Genomic DNA, 14686 nt, shown 5'->3' on the forward strand with positions numbered 1-14686 from the left:
CGAGCGTCAGCGAGGCGGAGTCGTGAACCTCAAACCCCTCGCCCTGTTCGTGAAGCGGGACGGCCGGCCGAAGCGGTCGGCCCTCACCTGTCAGTACAAGTGCGGTAACGCCTGCTTCCACGAGGCGCCGAACACCTCGGACAACGAATATTTCGGCGATATGGTGCGAGCGGCGCTGTCGCGGCGCGGCCTGCTGAAGGGCAGTGCGGGTGTCGTGGTCGCGGTCGGCGCGGCCGGTGTGCTCGCGGCTTGCGGAGATGACGACAAGGTCGAGTTGGCCGCGGGTGGCTCGCTGGTCGACGGCGTGCCGGTAGGCACCAACTTCAAGCCGGTCGCGGCGAATTCCGATGACGCGCTGGTCATTCCGGAGGGCTACGAGCACAACGTGGTGATCCGCTGGGGCGATCCGCTGTTCGCGGACGCGCCGAAATTCGACGCCGACAAGCAGAGCGCGGCCGCACAGGGCAAGCAGTTCGGCTTCAACAACGATTTCGCGGCGCTGCTGCCCATCGAGGGGCAGGCGAACACCTACCTGCTGGTGGTGAATCACGAGTACACCACCGAGCCGCAGATGTTCAAGGGCTATGACAAGGCGAATCCGTCGTTGGAGCACTACCAGACCGCGCTTGCCGCACACGGTCTTTCGGTGGTCCAGGTCAAGGGCGAATCCGAAACCGGCAAGCTGACACCGGAATTCGGCAAGTACAACCGCCGCATCACCGGCTCCACCGAATTCACCGTCAGCGGTCCGGCCGCAGGCAGCGCCTTCCTGAAGACGAACGCCGACCCGACCGGCACCAAGGTGCTCGGCACCCTGAACAACTGCTCCGGCGGTGTGACCCCGTGGGGCACTGTGCTTTCCGGTGAAGAGAACATCAACCAGTACTTCGCCAACGCGGACAAGGTCGCCGACGAGCCCGCCAAGGCAAGGCTCAAACGCTACGGTTTCGCGAACACCTCCGAACGCAAGTGGGAGCGCCACGAGCCCCGATTCGATCTGGAGAAGGAACCGAACGAGGCCAACCGCTTCGGTTGGGTCATCGAGGTCGACCCGTGGGATGCATCGGCCGCGCCGATCAAGCACACCGCGCTCGGCCGGTTCAAGCATGAGGCCGCGACCATCCATGTCGCCGCGGACGGCACCGTGGTCGCCTATATGGGCGACGATGAGCGCTTCGACTACATGTACAAGTTCGTCTCGTCGCGAAAGGTGCAGTCTGGCACCGGCCAAGCCAGCATGCGGCACAACCTGACCATCCTGGACGCGGGCACGCTGTACGTCGCGAAGTTCACCGGCGATCACCCGGACAAGATCGATGGCAACGGCACCGTCCCCTCGGACAAGGGTTTCACCGGTACCGGCCAGTGGATTCCGCTGCTGGTCACCGCCGAGGACGGCAAGGCCACCTCGAAGGTGGACGGCTTTACCGCCGAAGAGGTTTCGGTCTTCACCCGGTTGGCGGCCGATAAGGTCGGCGCGACCAAGATGGACCGCCCCGAGGACTTCGAGGCAAATCCCAAGTCCGGCAAGGTCTATGTCGCGCTGACCTACAACGAGCAGCGCGGTGCGGGGGGCAAGGCCGCCGTGGACGAGGCGAATCCGCGCAATGTCAACAAGTTCGGGCAGGTGCTCGAACTCGACGACGACCACGCGGGCACCAAGTTCACCTGGAATATCCTGATGCTGTGCGGTGATCCGAAGACCACCGACACATACTTCGCCGGATTCGACAAGGCCAAGGTCAGCCCGATCGCCGCGCCGGACAACCTGGCCTTCGACGACTACGGCAACCTGTGGATCTCCACCGATGCCTCGCGCGCCACCGGCGCCAACGACGGCCTGTTCTCGGTGGTGCTCGACGGTGCGAATCGCGGTGAGACCAAACAATTCCTGACCGTGCCGTTCGGCGCGGAGACCTGTGGTCCGACCGTATCGGAACACCGGGTCACCGTCTGCGTCCAGCACCCGGGCGAGCGCGACGACGCGACCGCCGAGAAGCCCGCCTCGCACTGGCCCGATGGCGGCGACAGTCTGCCCCGACCGGCCGTTGTCTCGGTGTGGAAGAAGGGCGGCGGCCGGATCGGCACCTAGCCGAAGGCCGCGCAACACACGAAACCGCTACTCGACCTGCAGGGAGTAGCGGTTTCGTGTTGTTTCAGCTGTGTTCAATTTGCGGCGTTCCCGGGGCCCTGCGTGGTCACGCTCCGCTACCGCCTCCGGGCCCGTCGCTCACGCCGCGGCTGCCGAACAGGCCGGCGATATTCGCGTAGCGCGCGAAATCGCCTTGGGCGCCGCTGTACACGTTGACATCGGTGCCGCCCGCGATGCCGGGAATGCTGCCGCCGTCGGTGGTCTGCCAGAACGTCCAGGTCGGCCAGCCGCCGGGTACTTCGGGGTGTTCGTTGCCGCGATAGTCGGCGATCCAGAGCGGGTACCGGGTGAACTCGGTGGTGTTCGCCATCGCCGTCTTCCAGAAATTCGGATACGTGTAGATGATCGGCACCCGCCCGGTCAGCGCCTGCACGGTGTTCAGATACCGATGCGTCCAGTTGATCAGCCCGCCCGGATCCAGCCCACCCGCGTTCTCCAGGTCGAGTACCGGCGGCAGATCCATCGGCCCGTTCTGCCCGAGCACGACCGTCGCGTACAACGCCGCCTGCGGCTCCGGCGCCAGATTCGGCCGCGCGTAGTGATATGTCCCACGCGCGACGCCCGCCGCCCGCATCAGCAGACTGTCGGGCACGAAGTACGGATTGACGTAGTTCACTCCCTCGGTCGCCTTGACCATGGCGAAGTCGTGCCCAGCCCGCTTCACCGCGAACCAGTCGATGAACCGCCCGTCGACGTGCTGCCAAGACGACACATCCGGCCCACTCGGTCCCGCCGCCGCCGTGCCGGTAGCGGTAAGGATGCTGCCCACAGTGATCGCGGACAACGCCAATGCGCGAGTCGATCTCCAACGAGTGCTATCCATGCCTTTTGACGATAGCGACAAGTGTCAGCTGTGACCAGTGTTACGTATGAGGTATTTGCGCAATGTTCACCAAGGAACCCGCCACGGGAGTCGACTACTCGGCAAAGCTCACGCCGTGCGGCATCCCACGTCGTCATCCCGTTGGATAGCGACCGGGCAGATCGTCAGCCGAGCCAGTCGAGGACCGAGGCGGCGGTCCAGGACTGTTGCATGCTGCCCAGGGGTGCGCCGGTGAAGGGTTCGTAGTACTCGGCGAAGCTGCCGTCGCTGGCTTGACGCAGGCCCTCCGCGCGAAGCATGAACGAGCGTTCGGCCCAGCCACGGCGGGCGAAGACCCAGGAGAACAGCCAGCTCATGACCGGCCAGACCGGGCCGCGCCAGTATTCGCGGGAGCGGAAGTCCTTGGATACCGGTGAGGTCGACGGCGGGAGGGCATAGCGCAGGTCCGGGTGGCCGCAGAAGCGCGGACCCTCGAACAGGCGCAGCAGGCTGCGTTCGGTGTCGCGGGGCAGGCCGCCGCACAGCAGTGGGGCGAACATCGAGAGGGTTTCGGTACCGATCCAGCGTTGCAGGCGCACGTCGAAATCCCGGGCCGCGCCGGAGCGCGCGTCGGTGGTGGCGACCACGCCCGCCCGGAACCGGTCCGCCCACGAGTGCAGGTCGCGGACATCGGCATGCGGCTGTTTGTACTCCTCGCCGATATTGGCGAGCACCTCACAGGCCAGCGAGAAGATCGCGGTCACGAAGACGTCCTCGACGGCGAAGCTCATCGAGGATGCGAGCAGGTAGTCGTCGTACCCGGCGCGGCGCATCTGCTCGACCAGCCACAGGTAGCGGTCGTATTCGCGGTCGCTCGGCCGTTGCGATGGGTCGGCGACCACCAGCAGATCCTCGCGCTCATACGGCGGCAGGTCGCCGGGGACCACGTTCGCGTAGGCCCGGTCCCAGCGCGGCGAGTTGTCCATCCCGGATTCCCAGCCGTGGTACAGCGTGATCCGGCCACTCTCCTTGGGATCACGCGCATGGGCCAGCCAGCGATGCCAACGCACCAGATCCGGCCAGCGCCGATTCAGGAATTCCTCGGCCACCGCCCGGGTGCTGCGACCGTGGCGGCGGGAATGATCGAGGATGCGCTGCACCGCGATGGCGTGCACCGGCGGCTGGGTGATCCCGGAGGTGTCGGGTCCGTCCGGGGCATTGGCGGCCAGCTTCTTGCATTCCCAGCGGGATGGGCCGGGAAAGTAGCCGTCCACGCCGTTGGCGAAGACGATGTGCGGGATCATCCCGTTCTTCCACTGCGCCGAGAGCAGCGTGTCCAGCTCGATGACCGCGCGCTCGACGCTCAGCGGGGCGAGTCCGACCGCGACGAAGGCGGCGTCCCAACTCCACATGTGCGGGTACAGCCGGGGCGCGGCGCTGGTCATGGTGCCCAGATCGTTGCCCCGCAGCAGGTAGGCGGCGCGGGCCGCGAGCTGTGTTGGGGTGAAACCTGGGTGTGCCATTCCCCTATTCTGCGGTGACACCCGCAAGTACGCCCGCTCAGTGCTGTTCCGACCGATCTGCGAGCCGTCGCCAGCGGCGGCATTCGTCGTGTTCTCGTGCGGTTTGGTGGCCAGCTGGTGTGCGCCGGATCTCACTCTGCATCCCCCGTCCGTGAATCTCAGTTATTCGCTTTATGTATCAACCGCCGCGCGCCCTAGTAGTGCTACGACCCTTATCGGTTGCCGGATACCGTGAGCTGCATGACCACCGCCGTGACCAGCACACCGAAGCCGACCGCGCTGATCACCGGCGCCAGCCGCGGGCTCGGCGCCGCGATCGCTCGCGAACTCGCACCGACCCATGAGCTGTTGCTCGGCGCTCGCTCGCCCGAAGCGCTGCGCGCGATCCTAGGCGAACTGCCCGGCGCGACCGGATGGGCGGTCGAGTTGACCGACTATTCCGCAGTGGCCGAAGCGGTTTCGCCGATTCGGCGGCTGGATGTGCTGGTGCACAACGCCGGTGTGGCAGATCTGGGCTCGATCGCCGAGTCGTCGGTGCAGCAGTGGCGAAATACCCTGGAAGCCAATGTGATCGCCGTTGCCGAGCTGACTCGGCTGCTATTGCCCGCGTTGCGTGCGACCAACGGTCATGTGGTGCTGATCAATTCGGGCGCCGGACTGCGGGCGAACGCGGGCTGGGCCTCGTACGCGGCGAGCAAGTTCGGGCTGCGCGCCTTCGGCGACGCATTGCGGCTGGAGGAGCCGACGCTGCGGGTGACCTCGATCCATCCCGGCCGCATCGACACCGATATGCAGCGCGAGATCATCGCCGGCGAGGGCCGCGAGTATCGGGCGGAGGAGTTCCTGCGCCCGGAGACCGTCGCGAGCACGGTGCGCGCCGCCATCGACACTCCGCGCGACGGCCATCCGACCGAGATCGTGCTCCGTCCGTACTGATTCGGCTCGGCGAGATTCCTATCCGGCGCAGCGCGCTCGAGTGCGGGAAATGACGAACAAATGATGTCGTTTTGTTTGCATGTTGTTCGAAGGTTCAGCTGCCGGCCAGGTCCGCTCGGTACAGTCCCGACTGTTATCTGGGCGTTACGTCAGCGGGGTGACGGGGCGCTGCTCGAGCGAAGCTAAGGGTTTGGATCGTGGACAGACGTCGGCTGCTGACGATGCTCGCTGCGGGGACTGCGGTGGCATTGACCGGCTGTTCGAAGGCGGTCGGGGAGCCGTTCAGCAGCGGATCCGGGCGCGGCGGGCCGATCCTGCCCGCACCCGCTCCGCTATTGCCACCGCCCCCGATCGGGCCGAAGACGCCGATTCCGGCGCAGACGATCACCGCGCTGCCCGGGAGGGGCGCCAATCTCGCGCTGACGGTCGACGACGGCGCGAGTCCCGAGGTGGTCGGCGCTTATATCCAGTTCGCCCGGGATACCGGCGCCAGGTTCACCTTCTTCGTGACCGCGTACTACGACTCGTGGGCGATCCATCGAAACGCGTTGCGGCCCTTGGTCGATTCCGGGCAGATCCAGCTCGGCAACCACACCTGGGACCACGCGGATCTGACCAAGCTGTCGGCCGCGGGCGTGTCCTCGCAACTCGAGCGAGCGAAGTCCTTCCTGTGGAACAACTTCGGCGTCGACGGCGCGCCGTACTACCGCCCGCCGTTCGGCCGCCACAACGGCACGGTCGATCGGGTGGCCGCAGATCTCGGTTATACGGTGCCTACCATGTGGTACGGCTCGCTCTCGGACTCCGGCGTGATCACCGAGGGTTATCTGATCGAGTGCGCGCGTAAGTATTTCAACGCGCAGACCATCATCATCGGACACGCCAACGCGCCCACCGTCACGCACGTCTACGGGCAACTGGTGGACATCATCAAGGAGCGCAATCTCTCGATGGTGACCCTCAACGACGTGCTCGCGCCGCCGCGCTGACTCATCCGTGTCGAATCGCACGCCCGGGCATCGGAGTGATGCCTGGGCGAGCAGGACGGCTCAGGCGACGATATTGATCAGCCGCCCCGGCACCACGATCAGTTTGCGCGGCGCACTCCCACCGAGCAGTGCCGCGATCTTCTCATCGGCCAGCGCCGTCGCCTCGATGGTCGCGTTATCGGCGTCGGCGGGCACCTGAATCCGGCTGCGCACCTTGCCGTTCACTTGGATCGGGTATTCCACCGACTCCTCGACCAGCAGCGCCGGATCCGCCACCGGGAACGGACCGTGCGCGAGGGATGCGGTGTGGCCCAGGCGTTCCCACAGTTCCTCGGCGATATGCGGCGCCATCGGGGCCAGCATCAGCACCACCGGCTCCACCACCGCGCGCGGCGCACCCGCCGGGTAGCTCTTGGTCAGATGGTTGGTCAGCTCGATCAGCTTGGCGCCCGCGGTGTTATCGCGCAGCGCGGCGTAATCATCGTCCACACCGGCGATGGTCTTGTGCAGCAGCCGCAGCGTTTCCTCCGACGGCGCCGCGTCGGTGACCCGCGTCGCGCCGGTCTCCTCGTCGAGGACCAGTCGCCACACCCGCTGCAGGAACCGGTGCGCGCCGACGACATCCTTGGTCGCCCACGGCCGGGAGGTGTCCAGCGGACCCATCGCCATCTCGTAGAAGCGGAAGGTGTCCGCACCGTACATATCGCACATCTCGTCCGGCGAGATGGCGTTCTTCAACGATTTGCCGATCTTGCCGTACTCCTGGAACGCCTCGATCTCGATGCCGGTGGTCGGATCCGGGAAGTAGTGCTTGCCATCGCGTTCGATGATTTCGGCGGCGGGCAGGTACGCGCCGCGCGCGTCGGTATAGGCGTGCGCCTGGATGTAGCCCTGGTTGAACAGGCGCCGGTACGGCTCATAGCCGCTCACGTCACCCAGATCGAAGAGCACCTTCTGCCAGAACCGCGCGTACAGCAGATGCAGCACCGCGTGCTCGACACCGCCGACGTACAGGTCGACCCCGCCCGGATCGTTCGGGCCGTGCTCAGCGGTGCGCGGGCCGAGCCAGTACTGCTCGTTCTCCTTGGCGCAGAACGCGTCCGCGTTGGTCGGGTCGGCATAGCGCAGCTGGTACCAGGAGCTGCCCGCCCAGTTCGGCATGACATTGGTATCGCGCCGGTACTGCTTGGGCCCGTCGCCCAGATCCAGTTCGACGTGCACCCAGTCCGTCGCCTTGGCCAGCGGCGGTGACGGCTCGGAATCCGCATCCTCCGGATCGAAGGTCACCGGGGCGAAATCGTCCAGTTCCGGAAGTTCCACCGGCAGCATGGATTCCGGCAGTGCGTGCGGTGCGCCGTCTTCGTCATAGACGATCGGGAACGGCTCGCCCCAGTAGCGCTGGCGGGCGAACAGCCAGTCGCGCAGCTTGTACTGGACGGTGCCCTTGCCGTGGCCGTCGGCCTCCAGCCGGGCGATCACCGTCGACTTGGCCGCCTCGACGGACAGACCGTTCAGGTAATCGGAGTTCACCAGTTCGCCCTCGCCCCCGTGGGCCGAGGCCGAAATATCACCGCCGGAAATGACTTCCACGATCGGCAGGCCGAACACCGTGGCGAATTCCCAGTCGCGATGGTCGTGTCCCGGCACCGCCATGATCGCGCCGGTGCCGTATCCGGCCAGCACGTAGTCGGCGATGAAGATCGGCACCTGCGCGCCGTTCACCGGGTTGGTCGCGTAGGTGCCCAGGAAGACGCCGGTCTTCTCCTTGTTCTCCTGCCGTTCCAGATCCGATTTGGCCGCGATCGCTTTGCGATATGACGCGACGGCGTACCCGGGGTTGTCGGCGTCGTCGTAGGTCCAGCGCGAATCGGTGCCGGCCGGCCAGGCCGCCGCGGTCAGCTTGTCGACCAGTTCGTGCTCGGGTGCCAGCACCACATACGTCGCGCCGAACAGGGTGTCGGGCCGGGTGGTGAAAACTTCGATCTGCTCGCCGTCGGCGTCGAATTTCACCTGTGCGCCACGCGAGCGCCCGATCCAGTTGCGCTGCATGGCCTTGACGTTCTCCGGCCAGTCCAGCCGATCCAGATCATCGACCAGGCGGTCGGAGTAGGCGGTGATGCGCATCATCCACTGCCACAGCCGCTTACGGAACACCGGGAAGTTGCCACGCTCACTGCGGCCGTCGGCGGTGACTTCTTCGTTGGACAGCACCGTGCCCAGACCCGGGCACCAGTTGACCACCGAATCGGTCTGGTACACCAGGCGATACGAGTCCAGCACCGCGGCGCGATCGGTGGCGCTCAGGTCGGGCCAGGACCGGCCGTCGGGGGTCGGCCGCGCACCTGAGGCGAACTGCGCCTCGAGTTCGGCGATCGGCCGGGCGCGGTCCAGATCCTCGTCGTACCAGGCGTTGTAGATGCGCAGGAAGATCCACTGCGTCCACTTGTAGTACTCCGGATCGGTGGTCGCGAAGGACCGCCGCCGGTCGTGGCCCAAGCCCAGCCGGTCCAGCTGGCGCTGCATGGTGGCGATATTCGATTCGGTGGTCACCCGCGGATGCGCGCCGGTCTGTACCGCGTACTGCTCGGCGGGCAGGCCGAACGCGTCGTAGCCCAGCGCGTGCAGCACGTTGCGTCCGTGCATCCGGTGATAGCGGGCGAAGACGTCGGTGGCGATGTAGCCGAGCGGATGCCCGACGTGCAGCCCCGCGCCGGAGGGGTACGGGAACATGTCCTGGACGAACAGCTTGTCCGCCGGTGTGGCACCCGCGAGCGGGCCGACCGGGTTCGGCGCGTGGAAGGTGCCGCGCTCGTCCCAGGTCCGCTGCCACCGGCGTTCGATGCGGCCGGCAAGGCCGGCGTTGTACCTGTGCTCTGGTACATCGCTTTCGGTTGCACGAGTGTCCGCCACGGTCCTGCCTTCTTGTTCTCGCCGATCCCCGTCATATTTGTGTCTATCAGGGTAGAACGTCCGGGGTCAGGCACCGAAAATCGGGTTGCGGTGGACCTGTCGGGGCGGCCTGCGCGGACGAATCGTAGTGGTTGCGCAGGCTGGTTCCGGTGCGGGTGCTGACCGGTTGCGGGGGAGCGGCCCGCCGCCGCGTGGCGCCGGTGCGCTAACCTTCTCGGGTGTTCGTCGTCGCTCTCACCCTGTTCGTACTGGCCTTCGTGGCCCTCGCGACCGGCGTGCTCGGACTGACCGGCCGACTCCCGCGCAACCGCTTCGTCGGGGTGCACACCGAAGCGGCGCTGTACGACGAAGCGACCTTCCGCATCGCGAACCGCGTCGCCGCCCCCACCTCGGTGGCCGCGGGCGCACTCCTGTTCGCCGGCGGCCTCGTCGCTCTCGCCGCGGGCGGCTTCCCAGCAGTGATCGTGGCCGTTCTCACGGCAACCGTCGCCCTGTTCACCCTCGGCGCAGGTGCCAACGCCGCGGCCCGCGCAGTCGAGGCCCTCGTCCCCGCCGAACAGATCGGTGGCTGCGGCTCCTCCTGCGGCGCGTGCTCGCTCCGCGACGCCTGCGCCCCAACCAACTGAGCTGGGTCTTTCCGGTTCGGGTAGTTCGGGCTTCGAATCCGCTGCCGCGAGTCCGAGGGCCAGTCGAGCTCCACTGGTCGGCGCACTCGGCTGGCGTGACGCGCCACGGTCCGGATCAAGATCAGGTGGAATCTGTGGCGGTATCGGCCGAGCAGCCCCACCACCGGTTCCACCTGATCTTGATCTGCGGCTAGCGCAGTGACTCGAGCGCCCTGAGGACGGCGTTGTCGGCTTCGAGGTCACCGACGGCGATGCGGGCGCTGCCGTCGGGGTACGCCTTGGCGGCGATTCCTGCTCGGCGTAGCGCTGTTGCCACGCCCGGGCCCGTGAGGTACAGGAAGTTGGCGTAGCTGCGGGGGACCGCGATGTGTCGGCGCAGCAGTGCGCTGCGCAGGGCCTCGCGCTGGGTGGTGATGCGCATGATGCGTGCGGCCAATTCGGGTTCGGCGGCGTAGGACGCGGTGACCGCGGCCGCCGCCACCGAACTCACCCCGAATGGCAATTGCAGCCTGCGGACTCGGCTGATCAACTCGCTGCGGCCGAAGGTGTAGCCGATGCGCAGTCCGGCCAGCCCGTAGGCCTTCGAAAACGTGCGCAGCACGAGCAGATTCGGATGCCGATCCAACAGCGCGAGGGTGTCGACCTGATCGGTGGGCCCGAGGAATTCGGCATATGCCTCATCCAGGATCACCGGCACCCGCCGTGGCACCGAGCACAGGAATGCCTTCAGCTCACTTGCCGCGATCACGGTGCCGGTCGGATTGTGCGGACGGCAGATCACCACCAGGCCGGTCCGCTTGTCGACGGCTCGCGCCATCGCCCACAGATCCTGATTGCCCGCGGCATCGAGGGGCACCGGCACCACATCCAGCTCGGCCATCTCCGCCATGATCGGATAACCGTCGAAAGTCGGTGATCCGTAGACGATTCCGGCGCCGGGCGTGGTCAATGCCTGGATGATCTGCATGGCCACCCCGGTCGCGCCGGAGCCGACGACCACCTGATCCGAATGCACCCCGACATGGCTTGCGATCAGCTTCGGCAGCCGCCGCGGCAAGAACTCCGGATAGCGGTTGGCGTGCGCCAGTACACCGTTCACCGCGCGCAGTACCGAAGGCAGTGGCGGAAACGGGTTCTCGCTCAGGCTGAGGTCGAACCGCGTCTGCGTCCGCTGACTTCGGTGCTGCTGCGAGGGCCGAGACTCATCGGCCAACCGTACGGTCATCTGGCCGCACCCCAGCGGATCGCCGCGGCCCCGGCGAAGTCACCGGCGTGCGCGAACGCCGACAGCAGCACCACCGATCCGTTGCGCAGCCGACCGGCCCGGTTCTCGACATCGAGAGTTACCGGAATGCCCGCGGCGAAAAGGTTTCCGCACTGGTCGAACGTGTCCGGATGCCGTTGCGCAGGCAGCTCCAGCGCGTCGTGCCAGTTGCGCAGGAACAGTCGGTTGGGCTGGTTGGTGATGAAGGTGTCGATATCGCGGCCCTTCACCCCGATCCGGTCGCAGACCGCCAGCGCCACCTCGGGCACCAGTCGGTTGCCCCGCGCGAACACCTTGGTGATCTTCGATTCGGTGAAGCTGACGCAGCCCTCCCCCTCGCCCGGCTCCCAATACTTGCGCTCGCCGTTGGTGGAAAATTCCATATCCCCGGCGAATTCGGGATAGGTGCGGCATTCGATATCGAGGATCGGCGCGGAATCGTTCTTGACCAGTAGTCCGACACCGCATCCGTCACCTGGCACCGGGGCCTGGGCGAGTTTGCGGATATCGGGCTGGGTGAAGACCGGGCCCGCGCAGTTCTGCGACGCCGCGATCAGCGCGGTGCGGGCGTCGGTGGTCTGCAGGATCATCCGGGCCATTGCCATCATGTGCACGAAGGCCGCGCAGCCGCCGTTGTGCATGTCGATGACGTGCTTGGGCCGCATACCGAGGCGGCGGGCCACCTCGGGTCCGCACCCCATTACCGGATTGTCCGGCAGCTGGGTGTGCGTGAGCAGCACATCGATACCCGTAATCGTCTGTGCGCCATGACGTTCGATCAGCGGCGCGACAGCGCGCTCGACCATATCCACCGCGGTCTCGTCACGGTCCACGTGGTGGCGTGCCTTGGGCGAGCGGAACATGACGTTCTTGGCCATCCGGTCGGATCGGCTGTACTGGGTGAAGTATTCGGTGCCGATCGGCGCACCTGGCAGATAGCTCGCCACATCGACCAGGCTGACGGTCGGCAGTCCAGGGGCGTCCGGTTCAGCGGGTGTTGCGGAGTTGATCATGGCGCGGCCTCACTTCATCCAGTCGGGCTTGATCGGAAGGCCGTGTGCCGCCCGGTATTCGCAGATCGCCTTGAGGTTGTCCATCTCGAGCTGATGTCCGGCGGAGAACATCTCCCAGAAGTCGCCCACCCACACCGGGCGCTTCGCGGGAGCCGTTTCGGGATAAGGGTTTTCGTCGTAGAAGGGGTGCTTGCAGTTGACCCACAGCACCACCGAACCCGGCTTGTTGAACACCACCTGCGCGTCGATCACCCGCAGCAGGTAGATCATCCACAGGTGCTGGCCCTGGTCCCAGGCACAGTGGTAGTCGACGGTCATCGCGTCCTTGTGCGCGACGGTCCGGGTGAAGATCTTGGTCTCGGGTCCGAGCCGGTCGTAGGCCAGCCACAACCCCGGCTCCTCGGATTCGACGAATCCGCGCAGGCTATAGGTCCATTCCTCCAGAGACCTGGTGTCGGCGAGGTACTCGTACACATCCTCCGGCGGTGCCTCGATATAGGCCTGCACAGGGCAGTATTCGCCGAAGATCTGGTCGTGCGGGTACACCGACCGCAGCATGTCCATGATGATCGGGGTGGTTGCGTCTTTGTCGGAGTTCTCGATTCGCAGCACACCGGGAACCTCGTCCTCCGGAATATCGCTGAGCGCGGGCAGGGAGCTGGTTGTCACGCCTTTTCCTCCTATGTTGCGAGCTTGTCCAACGTCGCGAGAAACGGGATGAACGGTGGAACTTCGTCGGGGTCGACGTCGATCGAAATGAACGACGGCCCTTCGGTTTCGACGCATCGCCCCAGTGCGATGGCCAGGTCTGCGGTAGTACGGACGGAGTAGGTGGGAAGTTCAGGGAACATCGCATCGATGCCGGCGCCCAGCTGGGCGGGCCGAAATCGGTTGAAGCTGTAGCGATCCTGGTAATAGAGCTGTTCGCGGGTGACGCACATGGCGTGCGCGTTGTTGTTGAGCACGATGAAGGTGAGCGGCAGCTGGTGCTCGATCGCGGTGTGCAACTCCATGCCGTGCATGTAGAACGCGCCGTCACCGGCGATGACCACGGTGTGCCTGGTGCCGTACGGTCCGCGCCGGCGCGCGAAGGCGGAACCTATTGCCGCGCCGAAGGCGTAGCCCATCCCGCCCATGCCGAGCGCGACCACGAATCGGCCGCCGCGCGGTACCCGCAGATGGTGCACCACCGCCGCGCCGGTATTGCCCGCGTCCGCGAAGACGTCGGTGCCCTCGGGCAGTAGCGCCTCGATCGTCTCGACCAGCTCGCGGTAGCGCAGGCCGGGGCCGCTCGCGTCGGGCACACGCAACGGTGTGAGCGCGTGTGGTGGATGCGGGCGGTGGTGGCTCGATGTCGTGGTGTCGCCGGTGAATTCATCCGCGAGGGCGACCAGATCGCGCGCGAGGTCGGTGCTGGTGGCGTGGATCGCGGACAGATACGGCGCGCTGACGCCGAGGTGCGCGACGGTGCGGTCGGCGAGCAGCTCGTCCAACCCGGTGCGCGCGGTGATCGGCATCGGCGTCCCGACGATCAGGCACAGCGCCGCCGAGCGCAGTGCCGCCGACAGCTCCGGATGTCCCATGCTGCCTGCGACGCCGCAGAACGCCGGGTCGGTGTTGTCGTAGGTGTCCTTGGCGTCGGGGGCGACACCTACCCTCGCGTCCAATGCGTGGGCCAGCGCGGCGAGTTCGCCGCGGGCATCGTCGCGCGCCACCTGATCGCCCGCGATGATCACGATCTTGCCGACCTTGCGGGCCGCGGTCAGCGCCGCGCGCACTCGAGCCAGGCCGTTCTCATCGCGTCGGTGCGTAGGCGCCGTCAACCGGAACGGCGGGATATCGCCGATATCGCTCTGTTGCACATCCTTGGGCAGCAGTAGGACGGCGGGCCCGCCGTGCCGGGCGCCGGCGACCGCCCTGATCACCTTGTCGGGCAGGTCGGCGGCGGTCTCCACGCGGGCGCAGTACTGGGTGATCTCGCTGAACATCCGGGCCGCGTCGATGGTGCCCGCGAGTCCGCTGGAGTCCTGGAACGCGCCGTTGCCCTCGAGCGCGGTCGGCGGCTGGCCGACCAGGGCCAGTACCGGCACCCGGGACGCATACGATTCGGCAAGTCCGGCAACGAGATTCATCGCACCGCCGCCAGAAGTGGCGGCTACGACACCGAGTCCACCGGTCGAGCGCGCGTATCCGTCGGCCATGGTGGCGGCCGAAAACTCGTGCTTGGCAATGATTCCGGCGACATCGTAGGGCGCGTCGAAGAGCGCGTCGTACAGGTCCTCGATGTTCGCGCCGTCGACGCCGAAGATATGTCGCACACCCAGGGTCGAGACCGCCCGGACCAGATAATCAACGACCCTGCTCGGCATCGACACTCCTCTCGAGGTAATCGGCAGTGCGATGTGCACATGCGCGACCGCACACCGCGTACACGTGAACTACGAGTTGGACTGCCGAGCGGTTCAATGCTG

11 protein-coding genes are annotated in these 14686 nt (G+C 66.5%); 4 read left to right on the forward strand and 7 right to left on the reverse strand.

The genetic code is table 11. The features are described 5' to 3' along the window. Window positions 1–22: 22 nt before the first annotated feature. Window positions 23–2092, forward strand: a complete 2070-nt coding sequence (locus tag OG874_RS37085; protein ID WP_330251700.1) for a PhoX family protein — start codon at window positions 23–25, stop codon at window positions 2090–2092. 106 nt (window positions 2093–2198) lie between these two features. Here OG874_RS37085 and OG874_RS37090 read toward each other — a convergent pair whose 3' ends face one another. Next, a complete protein-coding gene (locus tag OG874_RS37090) occupies window positions 2199–2975 on the reverse strand; it encodes a glycoside hydrolase family 25 protein (protein WP_330251701.1) in 777 nt (258 codons plus the stop codon). A 164-nt stretch (window positions 2976–3139) separates the two neighbouring features. Next, on the reverse strand, window positions 3140–4477 hold the full coding sequence (gene ggh, locus OG874_RS37095; protein ID WP_330251702.1) for a glucosylglycerate hydrolase: 1338 nt from the start codon (window positions 4475–4477) through the stop codon (window positions 3140–3142). 240 nt (window positions 4478–4717) lie between these two features. Here ggh and OG874_RS37100 point away from each other — a divergent pair, with 240 nt between their 5' ends. Together OG874_RS37100 and OG874_RS37105 are read left to right on the forward strand one after the other, a co-directional pair. Continuing rightward, the gene (locus OG874_RS37100) at window positions 4718–5413 is read left to right on the forward strand and encodes an SDR family oxidoreductase (RefSeq protein WP_330251703.1); all 696 of its coding nucleotides are present in this window, start codon (window positions 4718–4720) and stop codon (window positions 5411–5413) included. 221 nt (window positions 5414–5634) lie between these two features. Then, window positions 5635–6402: a polysaccharide deacetylase family protein gene (locus tag OG874_RS37105; RefSeq protein WP_330257586.1), complete on the forward strand. Its 768-nt coding sequence runs from the start codon at window positions 5635–5637 to the stop codon at window positions 6400–6402. 60 nt (window positions 6403–6462) lie between these two features. Here the strand turns inward: OG874_RS37105 and leuS are convergent, their stop codons facing one another. Beyond that, window positions 6463–9312 carry a leucine--tRNA ligase gene (gene leuS / locus OG874_RS37110; RefSeq protein ID WP_330251704.1) on the reverse strand — a complete coding sequence of 950 codons (2850 nt, stop codon included), beginning with the start codon at window positions 9310–9312 and terminating at the stop codon, window positions 6463–6465. A gap of 218 nt (window positions 9313–9530) precedes the next feature. On the opposite strand from leuS, the gene OG874_RS37115 reads away from it, so the two are divergent. Continuing rightward, window positions 9531–9938 carry an SdpI family protein gene (locus OG874_RS37115; protein ID WP_330251705.1) on the forward strand — a complete coding sequence of 136 codons (408 nt, stop codon included), beginning with the start codon at window positions 9531–9533 and terminating at the stop codon, window positions 9936–9938. 190 nt (window positions 9939–10128) lie between these two features. On the opposite strand, the gene OG874_RS37120 is transcribed toward OG874_RS37115, so the two are convergent. From OG874_RS37120 to OG874_RS37135, 4 genes are read right to left on the reverse strand one after another with little or no spacing between them, the layout of a single operon-like run. Continuing rightward, on the reverse strand, window positions 10129–11163 hold the full coding sequence (locus OG874_RS37120) for an aminotransferase class I/II-fold pyridoxal phosphate-dependent enzyme (protein ID WP_330251706.1): 1035 nt from the start codon (window positions 11161–11163) through the stop codon (window positions 10129–10131). After that, a complete protein-coding gene (locus tag OG874_RS37125; protein WP_330251707.1) occupies window positions 11160–12215 on the reverse strand; it encodes a 3-oxoacyl-ACP synthase III family protein in 1056 nt (351 codons plus the stop codon). Before OG874_RS37125 ends, OG874_RS37120 begins: the two co-directional genes overlap by 4 nt. Window positions 12216–12224: 9 nt before the next feature. After that, on the reverse strand, window positions 12225–12884 hold the full coding sequence (locus OG874_RS37130; RefSeq protein ID WP_330251708.1) for an SRPBCC family protein: 660 nt from the start codon (window positions 12882–12884) through the stop codon (window positions 12225–12227). 11 nt (window positions 12885–12895) lie between these two features. Further along, window positions 12896–14584, reverse strand: coding sequence for a thiamine pyrophosphate-binding protein (locus OG874_RS37135; RefSeq protein ID WP_330251709.1), 1689 nt, complete (start codon window positions 14582–14584; stop codon window positions 12896–12898). Between the last annotated feature and the right edge of the window lie 102 nt (window positions 14585–14686).

Source organism: Nocardia sp. NBC_00565, assembly GCF_036345915.1.
In the GTDB taxonomy this organism is placed as follows: Bacteria; Actinomycetota; Actinomycetes; order Mycobacteriales; family Mycobacteriaceae; genus Nocardia.